The sequence below is a fragment of the Thiocapsa rosea genome (assembly GCF_003634315.1).
GTDB lineage: Bacteria > Pseudomonadota > Gammaproteobacteria > Chromatiales > Chromatiaceae > Thiocapsa > Thiocapsa rosea.
In genome coordinates, this window is sequence record NZ_RBXL01000001.1 from 1974525 (window position 1) to 1993965 (window position 19441).

At 65.0% G+C, this 19441-nt stretch carries 18 protein-coding genes; 13 read left to right on the plus strand and 5 right to left on the minus strand.

Annotated elements, in window-relative coordinates:
- The first annotated feature begins 25 nt into the window (after positions 1-25).
- Positions 26-493, plus strand: coding sequence for a response regulator (locus tag BDD21_RS08940; RefSeq protein ID WP_245969487.1), 468 nt, complete (start codon positions 26-28; stop codon positions 491-493).
- On the plus strand, positions 486-2927 hold the full coding sequence (locus BDD21_RS08945; RefSeq protein WP_120796871.1) for a FimL-related protein: 2442 nt from the start codon (positions 486-488) through the stop codon (positions 2925-2927). Before BDD21_RS08940 ends, BDD21_RS08945 begins: the two co-directional genes overlap by 8 nt.
- A gap of 357 nt (positions 2928-3284) precedes the next feature.
- On the opposite strand, the gene BDD21_RS08950 is transcribed toward BDD21_RS08945, so the two are convergent.
- On the minus strand, positions 3285-4016 hold the full coding sequence (locus tag BDD21_RS08950; protein WP_120796872.1) for a 16S rRNA (uracil(1498)-N(3))-methyltransferase: 732 nt from the start codon (positions 4014-4016) through the stop codon (positions 3285-3287).
- Between the two features lie 10 nt (positions 4017-4026).
- Entirely contained in the window at positions 4027-4443 is a 417-nt protein-coding gene (locus BDD21_RS08955) for a DUF423 domain-containing protein (protein WP_120796873.1), read from the minus strand.
- A gap of 568 nt (positions 4444-5011) precedes the next feature.
- Here BDD21_RS08955 and BDD21_RS08965 point away from each other — a divergent pair.
- The 4 genes from BDD21_RS08965 to BDD21_RS08985 all read left to right on the plus strand — a co-directional run bounded on the left by BDD21_RS08965 (position 5012) and on the right by BDD21_RS08985 (position 7463).
- Positions 5012-5416, plus strand: a complete 405-nt coding sequence (locus tag BDD21_RS08965; protein WP_120796875.1) for a coiled-coil domain-containing protein — start codon at positions 5012-5014, stop codon at positions 5414-5416.
- A 195-nt stretch (positions 5417-5611) separates the two neighbouring features.
- Entirely contained in the window at positions 5612-6220 is a 609-nt protein-coding gene (locus BDD21_RS08975) for a D-sedoheptulose-7-phosphate isomerase (protein WP_120796877.1), read from the plus strand.
- Between the two features lie 73 nt (positions 6221-6293).
- Positions 6294-6803, plus strand: a complete 510-nt coding sequence (xrtH, locus tag BDD21_RS08980; protein ID WP_120796878.1) for an exosortase H — start codon at positions 6294-6296, stop codon at positions 6801-6803.
- Positions 6804-6806: 3 nt separating this feature from the next.
- The gene (locus BDD21_RS08985) at positions 6807-7463 is read left to right on the plus strand and encodes an exosortase H-associated membrane protein (protein WP_211335015.1); all 657 of its coding nucleotides are present in this window, start codon (positions 6807-6809) and stop codon (positions 7461-7463) included.
- Here the strand turns inward: BDD21_RS08985 and BDD21_RS08990 are convergent.
- From BDD21_RS08990 to BDD21_RS09000, 3 genes are read right to left on the minus strand one after another with little or no spacing between them, the layout of a single operon-like run.
- Positions 7460-8638 (minus strand): glycosyltransferase, encoded by a 1179-nt coding sequence (locus BDD21_RS08990; RefSeq protein ID WP_120796879.1) that lies wholly within the window; start codon positions 8636-8638, stop codon positions 7460-7462. The two genes, BDD21_RS08985 and BDD21_RS08990, sit on opposite strands and share 4 nt — an antisense overlap.
- 5 nt (positions 8639-8643) lie before the next feature.
- Positions 8644-9039 (minus strand): DUF2304 domain-containing protein, encoded by a 396-nt coding sequence (locus tag BDD21_RS08995; protein WP_120796880.1) that lies wholly within the window; start codon positions 9037-9039, stop codon positions 8644-8646.
- A gap of 7 nt (positions 9040-9046) precedes the next feature.
- Entirely contained in the window at positions 9047-9736 is a 690-nt protein-coding gene (locus BDD21_RS09000; protein ID WP_120796881.1) for a glycosyltransferase family 2 protein, read from the minus strand.
- Positions 9737-10110: 374 nt separating this feature from the next.
- Between BDD21_RS09000 and BDD21_RS09005 the strand changes: the two genes are divergently transcribed.
- From BDD21_RS09005 to BDD21_RS09040, 7 genes are all read left to right on the plus strand, one after another.
- Positions 10111-10515 carry a hypothetical protein gene (locus BDD21_RS09005; RefSeq protein WP_147431020.1) on the plus strand — a complete coding sequence of 135 codons (405 nt, stop codon included), beginning with the start codon at positions 10111-10113 and terminating at the stop codon, positions 10513-10515.
- Positions 10516-10614: 99 nt separating this feature from the next.
- Positions 10615-12153: a hypothetical protein gene (locus tag BDD21_RS09010; RefSeq protein ID WP_120796883.1), complete on the plus strand. Its 1539-nt coding sequence runs from the start codon at positions 10615-10617 to the stop codon at positions 12151-12153.
- 245 nt (positions 12154-12398) lie between these two features.
- Positions 12399-13331, plus strand: coding sequence for a peptidylprolyl isomerase (locus BDD21_RS09015; protein ID WP_120796884.1), 933 nt, complete (start codon positions 12399-12401; stop codon positions 13329-13331).
- A gap of 39 nt (positions 13332-13370) precedes the next feature.
- Positions 13371-14081: a sulfotransferase gene (locus tag BDD21_RS09020; RefSeq protein ID WP_120796885.1), complete on the plus strand. Its 711-nt coding sequence runs from the start codon at positions 13371-13373 to the stop codon at positions 14079-14081.
- Between the two features lie 307 nt (positions 14082-14388).
- On the plus strand, positions 14389-15330 hold the full coding sequence (locus tag BDD21_RS09025) for a glycosyltransferase family protein (protein ID WP_120796886.1): 942 nt from the start codon (positions 14389-14391) through the stop codon (positions 15328-15330).
- Positions 15327-18242, plus strand: coding sequence for a S8 family serine peptidase (locus BDD21_RS09030; protein ID WP_147431022.1), 2916 nt, complete (start codon positions 15327-15329; stop codon positions 18240-18242). Before BDD21_RS09025 ends, BDD21_RS09030 begins: the two co-directional genes overlap by 4 nt.
- A 423-nt stretch (positions 18243-18665) precedes the next feature.
- Positions 18666-19439 (plus strand): ABC transporter permease, encoded by a 774-nt coding sequence (locus BDD21_RS09040; protein ID WP_120796889.1) that lies wholly within the window; start codon positions 18666-18668, stop codon positions 19437-19439.
- Positions 19440-19441 lie beyond the last annotated feature (2 nt).

The following is a 19441-nucleotide window of genomic DNA, read 5'->3' on the forward strand; positions in this document are numbered from 1 at the left end:
TGCAGTGGCCGGGGGCTTGTCAGGGATGATGACGAGCGTTCCGGCTCCGTCCGATTCGCCTGTATCGGATCTGCTGCTAGATCCCTCGCCCGATGCGTCGCGCCCCGGGCGCGTCGCCCGAGGTGATGCCGGTATTCTCATTGCGGACGACAGTCCGGTGGCGCGTCGCTTTGCCGCCAAGCTCCTGCGCGATCATGGTTACCGCGTCGAGGTTGCGCTCGACGGTTTCGATGCGCTCGGAATGGTGTTCGCGGTGAATCCCGACCTTCTGCTCCTCGATAGCGGGATGCCGCGGCTGGACGGCTTCCAGACCTGCGCTCTGGTGAAGCGAGCCCCCGGGTTTGCGGACCTGCCCGTCATCATCCTCTCGGATTGCGGCGGGCTTTACGCCCGCGTTCGGGCACATTTGGTCGGGGCGCGGTCTTGTCTCTCAAGGCCCTTCACCGCCGACGAGCTGTTGAACGCCGTTGCCGGGGCACTTTGCGATGTCTGATCCGCGCGCCTCCGTCGCGCTTGACGCCGAGACGCCTCGCGCGACGCCGAACCTGCAGACGCTCGCCGAGGTGATGCGGCGGGTGCGTCCGAGGTTTCATCGCGGCCTGGTCGACTGGTATCGAGACGCGACGGATCCGCGCGGATTGATGCGCCTCGAGGTGCTGTTTCGAAAGCTGAATGCCGGCCTGGGTACGGGCGTTCTGGCCGACCTCTTCGGTCTGGCCGAGATCTTCGCGGCGGCGCTGCGTGACGGGCGATTGGCCTGCGATGCGGGTATGCGCTCTTTGATGGGGCAGCTCGATCGGGTCTTGAAGCCACTTGCGCAGCAACCGCCTGTGTGGCCGGAGGTCGAGGCCCGAGCGCTGATCGACCGGCTGTTGGATGTCCTGGGGGGCTTGGAGCCGGGAGACCGCCGGGTGGTCGAGCTGGCTGCCGTCTACCGCTCCTCCGAAGCGATCCGGCTTGCGCAACGCCCGCGTCGCGATCGACCTGCGCCATCCCCGGAGGATGACGCCGAGCGCATCGGCGGGAGACTTGCCGAATTCGTCGCCCTCGAGGAGCTGCTCGAGCTGATCGACCGTGGCGCTTTCGTCGATCCGGCGGCGCTCGATGCCGCCTACGCGGCACTCCACGAGGTCGTCGGTGTTCTGGATCCGACCGATGCCTGTCGGCTTGCGCCGCGTCTGGCCGCGATCGCCGACCAGGTGAAGGCGCTCGTGTCCGCGGAGGCGACCGAGCAGTCGATTCGCCTGGAGGTCCTGGCCGCCGACCTGCTCGCCTTGGAGTCGATCCTGCAAGCGTGGGTGGATGAAGGTGTCGTCGCCGCAGCGCCTTCGCTCGGTCCCGGGATGGATCCGGCGGAGTTGACATGCGCCACCTTGGGCGAGCTGGAGCGCGAGCTTCTCGGGCTGACCGAGCTGCTGTTCGGCCCGGACATCGAGGACCTGTCGATGCGCTCGGATGCGGTCGGGGCAATGCTCGCCCGCATCGCAGGCGTTCTGCGCCTGCTCGGGCTGGCCGAGGCTGCGGATCTCGCGGCAGCCTGCGAGGACCGGGTGCGTCGACACGACAGGGTCCGCGATGCGCGCTCGGTCGATGTCGGTCGCGAGACGCTGGCTGAGGCGCTGGCCGAGGCGCTGGCCTGCTTGGGACGAGAGATCGGCGCCGGCTTGGCTGCAGATCGTGCGGTGTCGGTCCCGACGGGGTGTGCCGAGCAGGCGCTGATCGCGTTCACGCGGGTGAACGAGCAGATGTCGGCGCCGCCCATGCCGCCCGATCCGCCGAAAGGCATGTCCGCGGACGTGCCGAGTCCCACGCTTGCCCCGACCCCCGCGCAGGAGCGGATTGCACCGGAGCTCATGGAGATCTTTCTCGAGGAGATCGACGAAGAGATTGCCTCCGCTCGGGAACGGCTGGCTCGATGGTCGCTCGACCGTCGGGACACCTCGGCCGTGACCGGACTCAAACGCAATTTCTCCGTCATCAAGAACAGCGGTTTGCTCGTCGGTGTTCGGTGGGTTGCGGAGGTCGCCGACGCGGTCGAAGGGCTCCTGGTCCGGGTGACGGCACAGCCGACGCGCGATCCTGCGGCAACAAGCTTTGTCGCCGAGGTGCTGGATCAGCTTCCCGCGCTGGTGCACGGTGAGGCCGAGGATCGCGCCAACGTCGTCAAGGCCCTGGTGGCACGTGCCGGGCAGATCGCCGGGGCGGTGACGGACATGCACCTCGCGGTCGACGGCGTGTCGGCATTGGTTCCCTTGGACGGTTTCACGGCGGCGGGCGATGCCCCGCAGATCCCCATCGAGGATCTGCTCGACACCTTCGAGGCCGCTCCGCACGCGCCGGGCGAATGGGTGCTGCCCGATGTCGACGACTCACACGCCACAGATTCAGGCGATTTGCTCGCGCTCTCGGAGGAGTCCCTCGGCGATGAGCTTGACCAGGCGTTCTCCGCGCTCCTCGACCCGTCGGCGGAGCCTTCGGAGGGTCCAGTGGCCGATCCTGCGCGCACCCCGTCGACACCGTCGACACCCGAGGCGGCTCCGATCCCGGCGGCGGTATCTTTGCTGGAGCAGATCGTCGAGATCGCGCGCTGTGGCGCCGAGTTGGACATCACCCATGCACAACTGGTCTCCGGCTTGGACGCACTCGATCTTGGGTTGGCGCGTCTACGCGATCTTGTCGATCGTCTCGCGAGCGATCCACACCCCGGCAAAGGGCCGAGCCGAGAAGGCGTGGACGACATGGACGGGGCATTGGGGCAGCGCGCGTTTTGCGGTCGCGTGGGCGAGATCCTCGATGATCTGGAGAGCGTCAGGCGCGGATTGATCGCCGATCGACAGGCGTCGGCCGAGCCGCGGGCGCGACAAGCCAAACTCCTCGAGGGCGTCTTGGACGCCATGGTCAAGCTGAATCTGGAATCGCCGGATTAAACCGCGCCCGGGGCGATATGCGATGTTTCTAGATGAGATCGGCCGCGGCAGACGTAACGACCGCTGGAGCTGGCGCGGTTTAAGTGATTTTCGGAAAAGGAAGTACCGGCCGAGCCGGAACCATGAAAAGTGGTCGAAGGCTCTACTCGTTGTCGTTGTCATAATCGGCAACTCGCTCCCACGCTCCGCGTGGGAGTGTAGACCCGACGCTCTGCGTCGCGCGGCGGCGCGGTCGTGCGGCGTCGCGAATCGCAGCGTCGGAGGTGTGCGTCGGCATGGTGGTAGGGACGCGGTTTAAGTCACGCGTTGGAAGTACGTTGGGCACCGAATCAAATCGCCTAAAAAGTCGCGCCCGCCCTAGGCGCCCAGATCCCCCCAGAGCGCTTGGATGACGGCGATGGCGGCGAGCGGGGCCGTTTCGGTCCGCAGGATCCGAGGCCCCAGTCGCACCCCCTCGAAACCGCGGTCGCGCACACTCGCACGTTCGCGCGGGCTGAGCCCGCCTTCCGGGCCGATCAGCAGGGTGACCGTCGCTCCCGGCGCAGGCAAGGCGGTCAAGGGCCTAGCCGCCTCGGGGTCGAGCAGCAGTCCGCCGCCCGCGTGGTTGCACAACCAATCCGAATAGGATGCCGCAGGGGCGAGATCCGGCAGCCGTCGGCGCCCCGACTGCTCGCAGGCGCCAATGAGGATACCGCGCCAATGATCCATGCGACGTTCGAGTCTCGGCCCGCTCAGGTGGACCTGGCTGCGCTCGGTAAACAGCGGCGTGACGCGGCCCACACCGAGCTCGACGGACTTCTGCAGCGCGTAGTCCATCCGCTCGCCTTTTGAGACGCCGAGCGCGAGGTGGATGTCCAACGGTGCCATCGGCTCCGGCGCGCCGGGAGTGCCGACCCGGACACTCGACCCGCCGCGGCCGGTTCGGATCAGATGCGCCGGATAGTCGGATCCGTCGCCGTTGAACAACACTAAGGGTGCGTCGGGCGGCAGGCGCAGGACTTGGACGAGGTGACGGGATTGCTCCGACGGCAGCTCCAGGCTCGCGCCGGGCTCCAAGGGCAGGTCGACATAAACGCGCGGGATTCGCATCGGCGAGACGTCAATCCGCTCCGGACCCGGAGTCCGCGCGACTGCGTCCCCGGACACGCCAGGCGCCGGCGACGAGCAGCGCCCAACCTGCAAGGAGGAGCACGCCGCCGATCGGGGTGATCATCCCGATCGCACGCTGATCCGTCAGCACGAGCGCAAAAAGACTGCCGCTGAAGAGCAGGATGCCGACCAGGAAGGCCGCGGCGGCCCGGTGGACGAGCCCATCATCGGGCCGCTGCAGCAGCCACAGCCCACAGGCCAGGATCGCAAGCGCGTGAAGGCCCAAATAGTCTGTTGCGGTGGCCCAGTTCGCAAGTCGCTCCGGGCTCACGAGGTCACGCAGACCGTGTGCCCCGAAGGCCCCCAAGGCGACCGTGACGAACCCGCAGGCCGCGCCGGTCGTCAACCAAACGGGTGGTCGATTCATCTGCTGTGCTCTGTCGATGCTTCTTGCTGCCGATTCAGGGGTCATCAGAACGGCCCGATAAGACAAATTTATGAAAGCAGGCCAAAATTCTGTTTTGACCGCGAGGGGGGCAGTCTCTACCCTCATCTCAGCGCATCGAGCAGCCGAGACGACGCCAAAGGATACTACCCGATCGTGGGGGCGAAGGGCGCGGAACGGTCGACGGAATCCCGAATGTCGGCCCAGGAAACCGCCCCCGGAGCGAAATGCTGACCTTCGAGATGCTGGATGGACAACACGTTTGTAGACGAGGAGAACTGGACATGTGTCGTCGACTCGGTCTATGACAAAAAGACCACGGCCAAGACCTGGGCCTGCTTCACGCGGCCCACGTCGTGGGAGTTGACGAGAGCAAAGTGTTCAAACAACGAAGCCAACCGGGCCTTGTGCCCCGAGTCGGCTCGCCATTGACAGGACGCCGCAAGGCGTCCGGTTTTTTTGTGTGCGCCTTAGCCAGTCCCGAATCAGGGTTGGACTTTAGTCCGACGCGGACCTTGTTCGCGTTCGCGCGTGGTGGCACATTACACCCATGAGTTCCAGCGTCGCCCTTTACGAAGCCTTGACCACCGCACCGGATGATCGCACACGTGCGCGTGTGATCGCCGAGGCTTTCGAGCGTCTGGAAGAGCGCTATCCGCACTTGCGGGATCTCGCCACCCAAGGCCATGTGCGTGAGTCGGAGCTGCGTCTGCAGAGGGAGATCGAGCAGGTCCGTGCCGAACTGAAGGCCGACATCGAGCAGATCCGTGCCGAGCTGCATCAGTCGGAGCTTCGTCTGCAAAAGGAAATCGAGCAGGTTCGATCCGATCTAAAGCTCGATATCGAGCGTTTGCGCACCGAGCTGGCACGCACCAAGGTCGATCTCCTCAAATGGATCGTCCCCTTGATGCTCGGCCAGGTGGCCTTGATCGCGGCCCTCGTGAAACTGCTTTAGGCGGGAGGCGGCGTCACGCGGCACGCCCCCGTGCCTGCTCGGAATCGGACGCCCCGGGGCGCAGCGTTGGACGCATCCGAACCCATTGAGCGGGATTGCAGGTCCGCATCCCGAGACATCGTCATCCATTGTTTTGTGTCGGTGCCCTTCATCGAAATGCCGGTGTCCACCGCCGACGCCGTCGACTGAGCCCCCATGAACGACATCGAACAGCGCTCACATCAGGACCTTTCCGCCATGCTCGCCGACCGGCTCGGCGCCACCGCAGCCCTCGTCGAGGCCGTCCGGGGCGACGCCGAACTGCTGTCCGCCACGGTCGATGCTGCAGTGCGCACCGCCGAGTCCATCCGCAACGGCGGCACGCTCTTCATCTGCGGCAACGGCGGCAGCGCCGGCGAGGCCACCCACCTCAGCGGCGAGCTGATCGGCCCCTTCCTCAACAAGACACGCCGCCCCATCCCGGCCGTTGCGCTGGGCTTCGACACCAGCGCCTTGACCGCCGTCGCCAACGATTTCTCCTTCGCCGAGATCTTCTCGCGCCCGCTCGCAGCGCTGGCCCGGCCAGGCGACGTGCTCTGGGCGCTCTCCACCAGCGGTCGGTCGCCCAATATCGTCCGGGTCCTCGAAGCCGCCGCCGAGTGTCGGGTCGTCAGCGTGCTCCTGACCGGTGCGCGACATGCCGATCTCGTCGCGCCGGCGGATCTCCTGCTCTCGGTTCCGTCGCGCGAGACGCCGAGGATCCAGGAGCTTCATTTGATTCTCGGGCATTTTTTGTGCGAGGCTGTCGAGGCGCTGGCCGACTGATTCGAAGCGAGCGGCCGCGTATTGCAGCCCCTTGCGTGCCAAGGAACGATGCAAAAACAATAGAGACTCTGCGATGGTTCGCTTTTTTGTCGTCTTCGTGCTGATCGTTGCGGTGCTCTTTACCGCCGAGCTCCTCCCGGTGGTCCAGACCTTCGTGGTGCTTCCGTTTACATCCGGGATTGCCGCCGTGAGCGCCTGGCTGATGCAGCTGTTCGACGACAACGTGCGTGCCCACGGCAAGGTCATCTGGGACCAGGCGTCGGGTTTCGCCGTCTCGATCGAGGCCGGCTGCAACGGTGTCGAAGCAGGCATTATCTTGGTTGCGGCCATGCTGGCCTATCCTGCGACTTGGGGCCAAAGGCTGGTCGGTATCGGCGTCGGTTTACTGACGGTCCAGGCGTTGAATTTGGTTCGCATCATCAGTCTTTTCTACATCGGCCAGTGGAGCAAGGTGTTGTTCGAGTGGGCGCACCTCTACATCTGGCAGGCATTGATCATGCTTGATGTCTTGCTGGTCTTCCTCTTTTGGCTCAGATGGCTGTCGGTCCGGTCATCTCGTGCGTCTGTCCATGCCCCGGCTTGAGCCATGATGCGCATGACGCCGATCGGCCGGTTCTCGTTGAGCCTCTTTCTATGGCTCCCCGTCTGCTTCGGCGCCTGGTATTTTTCATCCATCATCCTGGTCATGCCCATCGCCTGGATGCTCGATGGCGTCATGACCCTCATGCTTCCGTCCGTGATCTCCGGCGTGGGCGCAGCCGGCAACCATCTCGTGGTCGAGACCCTGATTGCGACGCAACAGGCCGGTGCCTCCCCCGGCGAGGTCGGCGAGATCCTGTTCAAGACCAACCCGCTCAAGTACGGCTATTCCCTGCCGCTCTACACGGCCTTGGTGTTGGCCGCACCCGAGACCGAGCGCGACAAAATCCTCGCCTGGCTGGTCGGCGCCCTTGTCCTGATCCTGGTGCAGGTGTTCGGGATCGGGGCGGAAATCCTCAAGGTGATCGCCTTCGGCTTGGGGGCAGAGGGCCGCGCGTATCTGGCCCTCGATGGATTCGGCGAGAACGCCCTCGCGTTGGCCTACCAGCTCGGCTACCTGATCCTTCCCCCCGTGGCGCCCATCATGCTCTGGATGTTCCAGTTTCGGAGCATCTTGGGACCATTGACGGGCGGGGCGTTCAATCCCCCGGAACAGGCTGAGGGGGAGACGGGTACCCCGCCGGATGCCTCTCGCAGGGGCTAGCGGCCCCCGATCTCCGCCGGGCTCGCTGCCTCGAGCTCAGGCAACCGATAGAGCTCCGCGATCGCTCGAGCAGTCGACGCAATACCGAACCGTATCCGCAGCGCGGCGGCACCCGCGTCGCCGAGTTGCCGGCGCCTTCCCGGGTCCAGCTGCAACGCCCTCAACGCAGCCGCCAACCGTTCCGCATCCCCCGGGGCCGTGGTCAGCCCGTGCCCTGCCTCGCGCACCACCCATCCGACACCCGATCCGGGGATGTCGCTCGCCACAACCGGCTTGGCGAAACGCATCGCTTCCAGCAGCACCAGCCCGAACGCCTCCGCGCGTTCCAGGGACGGCAGACAGAGGACATCGCAGGTCGCGAGCAGTCCATGCATCTCCGCGTCCGAGCGAAAACCCATCAGCTCTACCCGTGCGCCGAGCCCGAGCTCCTGAAGACGGGCCGACAGCCGAGGTTCTTGATCGCCCGCGCCCACGATCAGGATCCGACAGCCAGGAAGCGCCGCAGCGGCCTCGATCAACCGGTCGAAGCCCTTGTATCGAGCCAGCCGCCCGACCGCAAGCACACGAAACACCCCCTTGCCCCAACGCCTGTCGGCGTCCTCGCGCATGGCGGGGTCCGGGTCCGCCAAGCGACCGGCATCCAGGCCCAGAGGGATCACGCGACAACGCGCCTGCCAAGGCGCGAGCGCTCGGCTCGCCTCCAAATAGGGCGGCGAGGTCGCAATGATCAAGTGGCTCCGGGCCAAGAGCGCCTGCTCGAAGGGTCGATAGAGCCGGTAGGCGCGGTCGAGTCTCGGATCCCCTCCGCGCGTCACCACATCGGCGTGCCAATGCACAACCCAGGGCAGCGCGCGCGCGGAGGGTACCGACATGGCCCAGAACGCCGAGGTATTGGGCAGATGCAGATGCAGCAGATCGGGCCGAAAGTCCCGGATTGCCCGGTGCAGCCGGAACGGAAACGACGGACTCACGGGCGCGTAGAGCACCCGCCCATAGCTGCGCGCGCGATAGATGCGGGAGGCGTCCGGGGAGTGCCCCCCGGCGCGGCCCTCGTCATGAACCAGCACCGCCGAGCAAACCCCTTGCGCCTCGAGGGCCGGCAACAGATCCGCGATGAAGTTCTCCATGCCGCCCGCGAACGGGGGGTGGAACTTGCCGACATGTAAAACACGCATCGCGGTCAGCCGATCTCGTCCGGATCCGCCTCGCCGCGTGGATCGGGGGCCGGGCGGCCGTCGCATGCCGGCGGATGCCGGGCCTCGAGCATCGCCAAGCGCTGCGCCAACCGGCGGATGTGCCGCTCTTGCCGAGAGCGCTCCAGGTCCATCGTCAGGATCTTGATCATGAGCAGGGCGAAGGCCAGGATCAGGGCCAGAATCGGCGGATAACTGACCCCGAGATAGCCGGCCAGGACATCGAACACGCGCGGGAAGGATCCCAAAACCGCCACGGCCAAGGCCGCGCCGACCCACCACATTGCATAGGGGCCGTGAAGGTGGTCGCGCCTCACCAGCCAAAGGATCACCACGGCAAGCGCGATGCCGAGCACCGTCGAGGTGATTTGATAGGTCAGCATGACGGCCCTAACGGCGGCCTGTCGGGCTCGGACGTCGCCCTCGCCCGACCCGCGCGACACACAGGAGGCTGGTTTGGGCCATATAGCCCGACACCTTCCACCAAGAGTTGAAGATCCGCGAGATCCCTTGTGTGCGGGGGCGCATCGGGACCGGGACCTCGAGGATCCGCAGCCCCCGGCGCCGCAGAATCAGGAGCACGCCGACATCCTGATAATCCAAAAGACTCGCCTCGGGCGAGGCCAGGATCGACATCGCCGCATGATTGTAAGCCCGAAAACCGGAGGTGATATCCTCGAGGCCGAAGCCGGTGAGCACGCGAAAATACCTCCAGGCCAATCGTCGGGCAGGGCTGGCACGCTCCGGATAGGCGCCGATCACGACGTCCGCCTCATCCGCCAAGATGGGTTTCAGCAGATCCTGCATGTATTCGGGTTCATGCTGCCCGTCCGCGTCGAGCGTAACCGCCATGCGACACCCTTCACGCAACGCAAATCGCAACCCCGTCTGGATCGCGCCCCAAGCCCCGAGCTGCAGGCTCAGCGGCAGGACAATGGCGCCCGCCGCCCGGGCGACGGCCGCCGTCGAGTCCGTGCTGCAGTCGTCGATGACGGCAACCGGATGATCCGAGAGCGCCCGCACCTGCTCGACGATGGCGCCGAGGGTCGCGGATTCATTGTAAGCGGGGATCAGTACCATAAGTCGCGAACAGGTCGAGGGAGGCGCCGCACCACATCGGCAACGGCCGTGGCGCAGTTTAACCCGGTTCGGGTCGCATACCCACTCGCCATCCGCAGATCCCGGGATTCAGTCCGGCGCACAGGTGCTGGTCGAGCGGATCGCCGGTGAACGTCACGATGCGTTCTCGCCGCTGTTGCGCTTTAGCAACGCAAGATGTAAGAATGCCGATCATGTTGCCTTAATGTGACTGATGCCGCATAAATCGCACGGCGTTGTTGACAAGGTGCAGGTTGGCGACTAGATTTCGGGTGGCAGCGAGAAACCAAGCGCTGCTTTGGTGATTGGGGATGGATCGAGGGATGCGTGTGAAGGGTTTGATCAGATTCGGCGCGATGATACTCCTGCTTCTCGCGGTGGCGGGTTGCGAGGAGAAGGCGCGGCAGTCGCAGGAACCCGAGCAGGTCTTGTCCTCGCTCGAAGCACGCGCGGCGGAACGCTGGGACGCACTCATTCGAGGTGATTTCAATGCGGCGTATCTCTATGCGTCGCCAGCCTACCGTGCGCTCTACACGCCGCAGCAGTTTTCCTCCAGGTTCGGGCGGCAAGTGCTTTGGGAGAGGGTGGATGTCGGGCCGATCGAGCCATTGTCCGAAGACGCCGCCCGCGTTGGAATCACTATCCACTTCAGCTATCATCAGGTGGAGAGCGGGCAGACCCTGGAGGCTTCGACATTCGTACGCGAGTCCTGGATCCTCGCCGACGGCGACTGGTGGTACGTGCCCGGTGACCGAGGCTAATAGACCGTCGTCGCGTCCTTCCGTTCCAACAAACCTCCAATCACGTTTCAGTTCTTTGGTGGCCGCGGTTTTTTTTACAACATTGCAGGAGATGCATAGATGACACGGCAGAAGACGACAAAGCTCGCGCTGGCGATCGGCGCGCTGATGGGTGGTGCGGCGATGGCGCCCACGGCAAGTGCCGTGCACCTGACCACGGACGGACTCGGCGAGGCGTTGATCGTGCCTTACTACACGGTCCGCGACGGCTACAACACCCTGTTCAACATCACCAACACCAGCGCTGAGTCGGTCGTGGTCAAGGTGCGGTTCCACGAGGCATATAACTCGCGCGACATCCTGGACTTCAACATCGTCCTCTCCCCCGAGGATGTCTGGACGGGTTATGTGACCGACGGCGCTGCGGGTCCGGTGCTCATGACCGGCGACAACAGCTGCACCGTGCCGGCAATCCCGGCGACGGGTGCGCCGCTGTCCAACGGTGTGATCGCCTACACCGACACCGCGGCTACCGGGGGTGTCGATGCTGAAGACGGCGGACCGACCGATGTCAATCGCCTGAAGGAAGGCTACGTCGAGTTCCTCATGATGGGCTCGGGTGATCCCGCGACGTCGATTCTCGCGGCCGATGCCGTGCACATCAATGGTGTGCCTCGCAACTGTGCGCGAATCAGGACGGCTTTCGGCCCCGGGAATGCGGATTTCACCGGCGGCAGCCTCGCCGACATTCGAGGAGTGAATGGCTTTCCGAACTACACGGCTAGCCCGCTCAAGGGTGTCTGGTCGCTCGTGAACGGCGGCATTGGCGTGGTGACCGCCGGCGGGGAGATGACGACCCTGGCCAATTTCTACGATCCTACGCTGCAGCCGGTCAGCCCGATGATGACCCTGCAGGTACCGCCGGGTCCGAGACCAGGGTTCCCCGAGGTTGCGTTCGCCGACTCCTACCATCAGCCGTCGCTGTCTTCGGCCAACACCGTCGGTTCCTATGTCGACATCGACGGCATCCAGGTTATCGACCCCACGGACGCGACCGGGGCCGATGCGGTGAGCTTCGCGATGCTGCGTGACACCTTGGCCAACCTCTGGACACGTCTCGACAGCACCGGCAGCACCTGGAATACCGCGACCGACTGGGTCGTGACCTTCCCGACCAAGCGCTACTATGTCGACAATGACCCGACCGTCGTCTATGCGGGCCGTTTCGCAGAGAGAACAGGTCTGCCTGCCGGTCTTGCGCCCTTTACGGAAGACTTTAGCGAAACAATCCCGGGGGCTTCCTGCGACCCGGTCAGCTGGACGATCTGGGATCGTGAGGAGTTCACTCCCCCGCCGCCCCCGCCGAGCGAAGACCCGGTCTTCTCGCCGTCTCCGACCCCGCAGCCGCTTGATGGGCCTGCAATCTGCGAGGAGGTGAACGTGATCTCCTTCGGTGCGACCGGCGACACATCGATGGTTCTCGGCTCCGAGATGATGTACAACGTGGCCGATCTGCCCGGCCCGAACGGTTGGATGCGCCTGACGTTCGAAAACGACGCCCTCCCCGTGACCGGCTTCGCGATCGTCAACCGGACCCTGCCGGGTGTCGGCGACTCGGTCGCGTATCCGCATTCCTACACGCGTCCTGAACTGGACTAAGTCGCAGGAGGGGTTTTCCGACCTCGATCCAAGCCGGATCCGCTAAGGATCCGGCCGGGGTCATCGGTTTAAAGGCCCGCTCCGTGCGGGCCTTTTTTGGTTTTGACTGTCGAGCGTTGCGCGGGATCCAGTCTCGAGGCGCGTCCGATTCGTCTGCAGAGGCGTGTGCGGCTCCGCAGCGGATCCCTTGCCCCCGAGAGTAAGGCCCTTGCGTCGGCGAATCCGACGATGATGGTTGTCGCTTTATGGCCCTTCGTATTGTTTCCGGTTTTGCCCGCTTCAACGTCGTGCGCGTCACGCGCCTCGTCCTCTGTGTGGCCGTCTTGGTGGTCATGGGTCCAGCGTGGGCCGAGGACGCCCCCGGGGTTGGCGCGATCCTGCTCAGCGATCGGGGTATCGATGTGACTACGCTTGATCTGGAGCGTGAGCTCAGCGTGCTCACGCCAGCGGAGCAGGCGACCCTGCTCGCGGACCAAGCAAGGCTCACCACCTTGGTGCGCCGCATCTACCGCGACAAACGCATGCTCGCCGAGGCGGAGGCCCTGGATTTGGATCGCAGCCCCGCAGTCGAGGCTCGCCTCTACAAGGCCCGCCGCGACCTCATGATCTTGGCACTGCGTGACCATGTCGAGTCGCAACTCGAGACGCCGGATGCGTCCGCGCTCGCGCGCGAGCAGTACGCGACCCGCCCCGCTGATTTTCAAGCGCCCGAGGAGTTTCGCGTTTCACACATCCTCCTGAAAGTCACCTGCGAGGCCGAGCGCGAGCCTCAGCGCACGCTGATTGAATCTCTGCAGGCTCGTCTCGCCGCCGGTGACGACTTCGCCGAGCTGGCCAGTGCCCATTCGCAGGATTCCAGCGCCGCTGCCGGCGGCGAACTCCCGGACTGGGTCACCGCGGACGCACTGGACCCGGCCTTTGCCGAGGCGTTGAAGGCACTGTCGGACGGGGAGATCAGCGGGGTCGTGGAGAGCCGCTTCGGGTATCACCTGATCCACCGGCTCGCGTCTCGCCCGGCGCGGATGAAGACGTTCGACGAGGTGCAGCCCGAGCTGGAGGCCTCCATTCTGCGCGGCTATACCCGCACCCGTCTCGCGGAGGCCGAGCAGCCCTATTGGCCGTCCGAGACGGCGCAGGTCGATACGGTCGTGCTGGATGCCTTCACGACGACACCCTGAAGACCCTGCCGCGATGCCGATCCGCCGGGCGCCCCGCAGATGCTGAGCTTTTTGGGTATCGGTGCCCAAAAGGCCGGGACCACGTGGCTCTACGAGCAGCTCAAGGCCCATCCGGGGCTCGCCTTTCCCCGGGGCAAAGAGCTGCATTTCTGGAACAACCCGCACGACGCCGCGGGCGTTGCGGCCTATCTCGCATCCTTTGAGACGGTTGGGACAAAGGCCGGCGAGATCACCCCGGCCTATGCGCTGCTGCCGGTGGAGACGATTCGCGTGATCCGGCAACATCTGCCGCATCTTCGCCTCGTCTACCTGATTCGCAACCCGATCGAGCGCGCCTGGTCGGGGGCCTTGATGGCCTTGGGGCGCGCCGAGATGACCCTCGAGGAGGCCAGCGATCACTGGTTCATCGACCATTTTCGATCGGCCGGGTCACTGAGCCGCGGCGATTACGGGGCTTGCCTGCGCAACTGGGGCTCGGTGTTTCCCATGGAGCAACTCTTGGTGCTGCGCTTCGAGCAGATCCAATCCGAACCCGAATCCCTCCTGCAGCGGTGCTTCAGTCACGTCGGCGCCCCGGCGCTCGATGTCGAAACCCTGCGGCGCAACGGCTGCCGCAACGCCGTCTTCCAAGGCCCCGGGCATCCGCTTCGCCCGTCGCTCTTGCCGGTGCTGCGCGGTCTCTATGAGGCGCGCATCCAGGCGCTCGCGCGTGCGCTCGATCAAGACCTGACGGCCTGGCTGGATGTTTGACCACTGGACCTAAACCGCGCCCAGTACGGTATGCGATGTTTTTGGATGGGATCGGCCCAGGCGGATTTCAGAACCGCTGGAGCCGGCGCGGTTTAGCCGATTTCCGGAAAACCATATACCCATTGTGGGTCGGGCTTCAGCCCGACAAGGACGCATCACGATGGCGATACCGCCGGGTCGGACTCAAGTCCGACCCACAGTTGGCCGGGGAGCGTCGTTCGAGGCCACGAGGTCACTCTGGTCGGGGATAAAATTCTCCGGAAATCGCCTCATATGACCCAAAAACCGGTGAACCCGGCGTATCCTCATGCCCAAGACCGTCCTCTTCCATCGAGATTTTCGCCGCTTCACCGGCGGGCACCTCAAGGTGTGGCACTATTTCGAGCATGTTCGCTCCTCGCCGCGGCACCGGGCGCGGATCGTCTTCTCGGACGAGACCTCGTGGGACGCCACCAATCCTTGGTCGACACTGCGCGGCCAAGCGTTGCCGAGCTGGCGGACGGACGATGCCGATGTGCTGTTTCTGGCCGGCCTGGATTGGGAAGTGCTCGACCCCGCCGAGCGCCGCTCTCCCCCGAAACCCGTGATCAATCTGATTCAGCATGTCCGCCATGCCGACCCCGCACAGCCGCTGTACCGTTACCTTGAGCACCCCGCGGTTCGGATCTGCGTCAGCGTGTCGGTGAGCGAGGCCCTGCGTAGGACCGGCAGGGTCAATGGCCCTCTGATCACCATCCCCAACGGCCTGGAGAGCGCCGAGCTGCCCCCGCCCGTGCCGCAGGATCACCGCACGGTGGACCTCCTCGTCGTCGGGATCAAGCAGCCGACCCTGGCCGTCGAGATCGCCGATCGGCTGGGGCGCACAAGGCCGGAGATGAGGGTGCAGGTGCTGACCGAGCCGGTTGCGCGGTCGCTGTTTCTTGAGATGCTCGCCCGTGCGCGCCTCGCGGTCTTGCTGCCGCACCGCACCGAGGGGTTCTATCTGCCGGCCCTGGAAGGATTCGCGCTCGAGACCCTGACGATCTGTCCGGACTGCGTGGGCAACCGGGGTTTTTGCGTGCCGGACGAGACCTGTCTGATGCCGAACTACACTGTAGATGCGCTGCTCGGTGCCGTTCAGAAGGCCATGACGTTGTCGTCCGCCGATCGCCACCGCATCTTAAGCCGTGCAAGGACGGTTGCGAACACACACTCGCTGGGCGAAGAACGGCGAGCCTTTCTCGAGGTGTTGGAGCAGGTGACGCAGTGAATCGATCCGTTCTAATGGCCGTGCTGCTCGCCGTCGGCACCTTGCCGGGCACCCTCTGGGCTGCGCAGGACGCGCCGACGAGGAGTTCGCCGGTGCTCGAGCAGGCCTCGCAGACGGCGGCGCGTCCGGGTCACGATGCGATCCCCGGGCACTACATCGTCGTGTTCGAGGACGCCGCGTTCAGCGCATCGGCAAGGGCGCGCGGTCGCTTGGCGAACGAGGTCGAGCGTATCGGTCGATCGCTGGCGCAAGGCTATGGTGCGGCGGTGGAGTCGCGTTGGAGTCATGCCTTGCAGGGCATGTCGGTACGGATGAGCGCACAGGCCGCCGCTGCCTTGGCCAAGGATCCCCGGGTCGCGCTCGTCGAGCAGGACACCCGATTCTTCGCCGCCTCTGTTCAGAGTCCCGTTGTTTGGGGGTTGGATCGCATCGATCAGCGCGATCTTCCGCTGGACAACACCTATCGCTATTCCAACGGCGCCGAGAGCGTGACCGCCTACGTGCTCGACAGCGGGATACGCGTCTCGCACGCGGAGTTCGCCGGGCGTGCCGTCTGGGGCATCAATGTGGTCGGCGACGGCATCGATACGGATTGCGAAGGTCACGGCACCCACGTCGCCGCAACCCTGGGAGGGGCGACCTACGGCGTCGCGAAACAGGTCGGCCTCGTCGCCGTGAAGGTGCTGGATTGTGGCGGAGGAGGCTCGGCCTCGGGAATCATCTCGGGCATCGAGTGGATGATCGCGCATGCGCAGCGTCCCGCAGTCGCCAATCTAAGTGTGGTCGGGCCCAACACGGCGTCGGTCAACCTGGCGGTGGCCCACGCCGTCGATGCCGGGATCACCGTCGTCGTGGCGGCGGGAAACGATAACGGCGATGCGTGCTTTCGCTCGCCCGCCTCGGCGCCGGACGCGATTACGGTCGGCTCGACGACGAATCTGGATCTCCGATCGAGCTTCTCGAACTGGGGTGCCTGCCTGGACCTCTTCGCCCCCGGGTCGGCCATCCTCTCCGCATACATCGGGTCGGACTCCGCCACGCGGACCTTGAACGGGACATCGATGGCAGCCCCGCATGTGGCCGGTGCCGCAGCGCACTATCTGCAGACAGACCCCGGTGCGACACCGGCAACGGTCGCGACCCGGCTGCTCGAGAATGCGACGGCAGGGAGGGTCGGGGACCCGGGTAGCGGCTCTGCGAATCGGTTGCTGTTCACGGCCTTTTCGACGGATCGGGAGCCATCCCTCAGCGTCAATCGGCTGGGCTTGGGCCGCGTCTCGAGCCTTCCTGCCGGGATCGATTGCGGAGCGGCCTGCGGCGCGGCCTTCGAGCGCGGCAGCGTCGTCGACCTCACGGCAACGGCGGGAGTCGGCTTTACCTTCTCCGGCTGGTCCGGGGCGTGCGCGGGCACGGGATCCTGCCGGCTCACGATGGACGGGGATCGCACGGCGACCGCAACCTTTGTCGACCCCTACGGATCCACCGAGGTCTTCCCGCCCGGTGGTGTTTGGCCGGACGGATGGACGGGCTCGCCGGATTCCGATGCGGATTGGACACTGGCCACCTATCCCGTGGCGGAGGGGCACGTCAGTCTTCGCTCAGGCCCCGTCGCTCACGGCGGCCGCAGCAGCATCGAGGTGACCCGTGCGTTTACGCAGGGCCGCGTGTCCTTCGACTGGACGGTCTCCAGCGAGGCCGACCGTGATGGGGTGAGTTTTTTTGTCGACGGCGTCTTGGTCGGCCGCCTGTCCGGCTGCGCGAACTGGAGCGCGAGCTGCTGGCGCTCGGTGAATCATCAGCTGCCGGCCGGGACGCACACCTTGACCTGGTCCTACGAGAAGGATGGATCCGTCTCTGGCGGTCTGGATGCTGCCTGGCTGGACAATGTCGTACTGCCCCCTGTCGTCGCGCCCGCGCCGGTGCGCCTTGAGGTCACCAAGACCGGCGGCGGTCGGGTGATCAGCGCGCCGAACGGGATCGACTGCGGTACGCGGTGCAGCGCGGACTTCGGCAGCGACAGCGAGGTCTTGCTGACGGCGGCACCCGACCCGGGTTACGCATTCGGTGGATGGAGCGGTTCCTGCGCGGGCAGCGCAGCGACGTGTCGGCTGACGATGTCGACGGCCCGCAGTGTCGGTGCGTCCTTCAATCGATTGGCCGGTGCGACCTTCGCCGGGCTCTACAGTCCTGCCGCCGGTGCCTTCTATCTGCGCGGGGCGCATAGCGGAGGGGCGGCGGACATCGCCTTCGGATTCGGGCCGCAGTCCTCTGCCTGGATCCCACTGGCAGGGGATTGGGACGGCGACGGTCGAACCACCGTGGGATTGTACAATCGGGCCGCCGGCAGCTTTCACTTGCGCAATATGCATGCCGGCGGCTCTTCCGACGTCGTCTTCGGATTCGGGCCGCGGTCGTCGACATGGACGCCGCTCGCGGGAGACTGGAACGGTGACGGCCGAACAACGGTCGGGCTTTACAATGCGGTCACGGGTACCTTTTTCCTTCGCAACGCGCTCGCCGGCGGGGCGGCGGATCTGACGTTCCGCTTCGGGCCGCAGGTATCGACGTGGGTCCCGCTCGCAGGGGACTGGAACGGCGATGGCCGCACGACGGTGGGCCTGTATAATCCGCGCACCGGCACCTTCCATCTTCGCAATGCGCACGCGGGCGGGGCGGCGGATCTCACCTTCGGTTTCGGGCCGCCGTCCTCGACTTGGACCCCGCTCGCAGGGGACTGGAACGGCGACGGCCGCACCACGGTCGGGCTTTATAATCGGGCGAGCGGGACCTTCTATTTTCGCAATAGCCACAACGGCGGTGCCGCCGATATCACCTTCGGATTCGGCCCGCGGCCATCGAGCTGGACGGCGCTGACGGGAACCTGGTTCTTGTTCTCGGATACGGGGAAATAAACTGCCGCAGGCGTATTCTGTCGCCGGCCTTGATCATGATTCCGATCACATGGGTGTCTGACTGCGTAGTCAGGCCATCCTGGCCTGACAGCATCAGGGTTCTTAGCCCTGGCTACGCACGAGTCGCCAGCCACTAGCCGGGGCTATGAAGGCGGTCCCGGTCGACAATCTCGGCGTCGTTCATAAGACTGGCCGGTAGGGTGGACGAGCGAGAGCGAAGTCCACCGAACCCCGCGCCGGCGCTGGTGGACTGCTCTACGCTTGTCCACCCTACAGCGTAAAGTCATCGCAGTGGCCGGCGCTACGAGCACCGCCCCAATCTCGGCAGTGCCGCCGGATCGCGTCTTCGTGACCTGATCGAGCGCTGGACGCGGGGCGGAGAAGAGCCCGCGCGTCAGGCTATTCAATGGAGTACTCATCGGAATGCAGCGCTTTATCGATCCGCGTATCATCGACCTCGTTGTCTACAAGACCTATGCCGATCTTCGCGCGGAGGCGGCCAAGACCTACATCAATTATCTGTGGTGGGTGATCGATCCCATCCTCTCGATGTTGGTGTTCTATGTGGTGTTCGGTCTCCTGTTTCAGCGTGACGGAGAGGGCTTCGTTGCGTTTCTGTTGATCGGGCTGGTGGTCTGGAATTGGTATAAGCAGACGGTCTCGCACGCCGGAAATGCCATTATGACGGGCAAAGGTCTCATGAATCAGGTGCATGTGCCGAAGCTGGTCTTTCCGACCGTGACCTTGCTGACGGATCTCTCCAAATTCGTCGTCGTTTTCACCTTGCTTCTGCTCTTTCTTTGGCTTTCAGGTTACGCCATCGGGACGGCGTATCTGGCCTTGCCGATCGTACTGGCGGTTCAGTTGCTGTTGATCTGCTGCCTGGCATTTCTGTTGGCGGCGGCCGTGCCTTATCTCCCGGATCTTCGGTTTCTGATCGAGAACCTCCTGCACCTGCAGTTCTTTCTTTCCGGAGTCTTTTTCTCCGTGAAGGATATCCCCGAAGAGTATCATGCGTGGTTCTATTTAAATCCGATGGCCAGCCTGATTCAGGACTATCGCAGCATCCTTCTGCACGATACTTGGCCTCATTGGGGTCGTCTGGCACTCATTGCCTTCTTTTCACTCATGGCCGGCGCCTTCGCCATCGCATGGATTCGGCGCCTGGATCGTGATTATCCGCGAGTGGTGACTTGAGT

Coding starts and splice junctions, on each gene's coding strand:
- BDD21_RS08965 (WP_120796875.1), top strand. CDS start 5,012: ATGAGTTCCAGCGTCGCCCTTTACGAAGCCTTGACCACCGCACCGGAT.
- BDD21_RS09025 (WP_120796886.1), top strand. CDS start 14,389: ATGCCCAAGACCGTCCTCTTCCATCGAGATTTTCGCCGCTTCACCGGC.
- BDD21_RS09040 (WP_120796889.1), top strand. CDS start 18,666: ATGCAGCGCTTTATCGATCCGCGTATCATCGACCTCGTTGTCTACAAG.
- BDD21_RS08945 (WP_120796871.1), top strand. CDS start 486: ATGTCTGATCCGCGCGCCTCCGTCGCGCTTGACGCCGAGACGCCTCGC.
- BDD21_RS09005 (WP_147431020.1), top strand. CDS start 10,111: ATGATACTCCTGCTTCTCGCGGTGGCGGGTTGCGAGGAGAAGGCGCGG.
- xrtH (WP_120796878.1), top strand. CDS start 6,294: ATGGTTCGCTTTTTTGTCGTCTTCGTGCTGATCGTTGCGGTGCTCTTT.
- BDD21_RS08985 (WP_211335015.1), top strand. CDS start 6,807: ATGATGCGCATGACGCCGATCGGCCGGTTCTCGTTGAGCCTCTTTCTA.
- BDD21_RS09010 (WP_120796883.1), top strand. CDS start 10,615: ATGACACGGCAGAAGACGACAAAGCTCGCGCTGGCGATCGGCGCGCTG.
- BDD21_RS08940 (WP_245969487.1), top strand. CDS start 26: ATGATGACGAGCGTTCCGGCTCCGTCCGATTCGCCTGTATCGGATCTG.
- BDD21_RS08995 (WP_120796880.1), bottom strand. CDS start 9,039: ATGCTGACCTATCAAATCACCTCGACGGTGCTCGGCATCGCGCTTGCC.
- BDD21_RS08975 (WP_120796877.1), top strand. CDS start 5,612: ATGAACGACATCGAACAGCGCTCACATCAGGACCTTTCCGCCATGCTC.
- BDD21_RS08955 (WP_120796873.1), bottom strand. CDS start 4,443: ATGAATCGACCACCCGTTTGGTTGACGACCGGCGCGGCCTGCGGGTTC.
- BDD21_RS09020 (WP_120796885.1), top strand. CDS start 13,371: ATGCTGAGCTTTTTGGGTATCGGTGCCCAAAAGGCCGGGACCACGTGG.
- BDD21_RS08990 (WP_120796879.1), bottom strand. CDS start 8,638: ATGCGTGTTTTACATGTCGGCAAGTTCCACCCCCCGTTCGCGGGCGGC.
- BDD21_RS09000 (WP_120796881.1), bottom strand. CDS start 9,736: ATGGTACTGATCCCCGCTTACAATGAATCCGCGACCCTCGGCGCCATC.
- BDD21_RS08950 (WP_120796872.1), bottom strand. CDS start 4,016: ATGCGAATCCCGCGCGTTTATGTCGACCTGCCCTTGGAGCCCGGCGCG.
- BDD21_RS09015 (WP_120796884.1), top strand. CDS start 12,399: ATGGCCCTTCGTATTGTTTCCGGTTTTGCCCGCTTCAACGTCGTGCGC.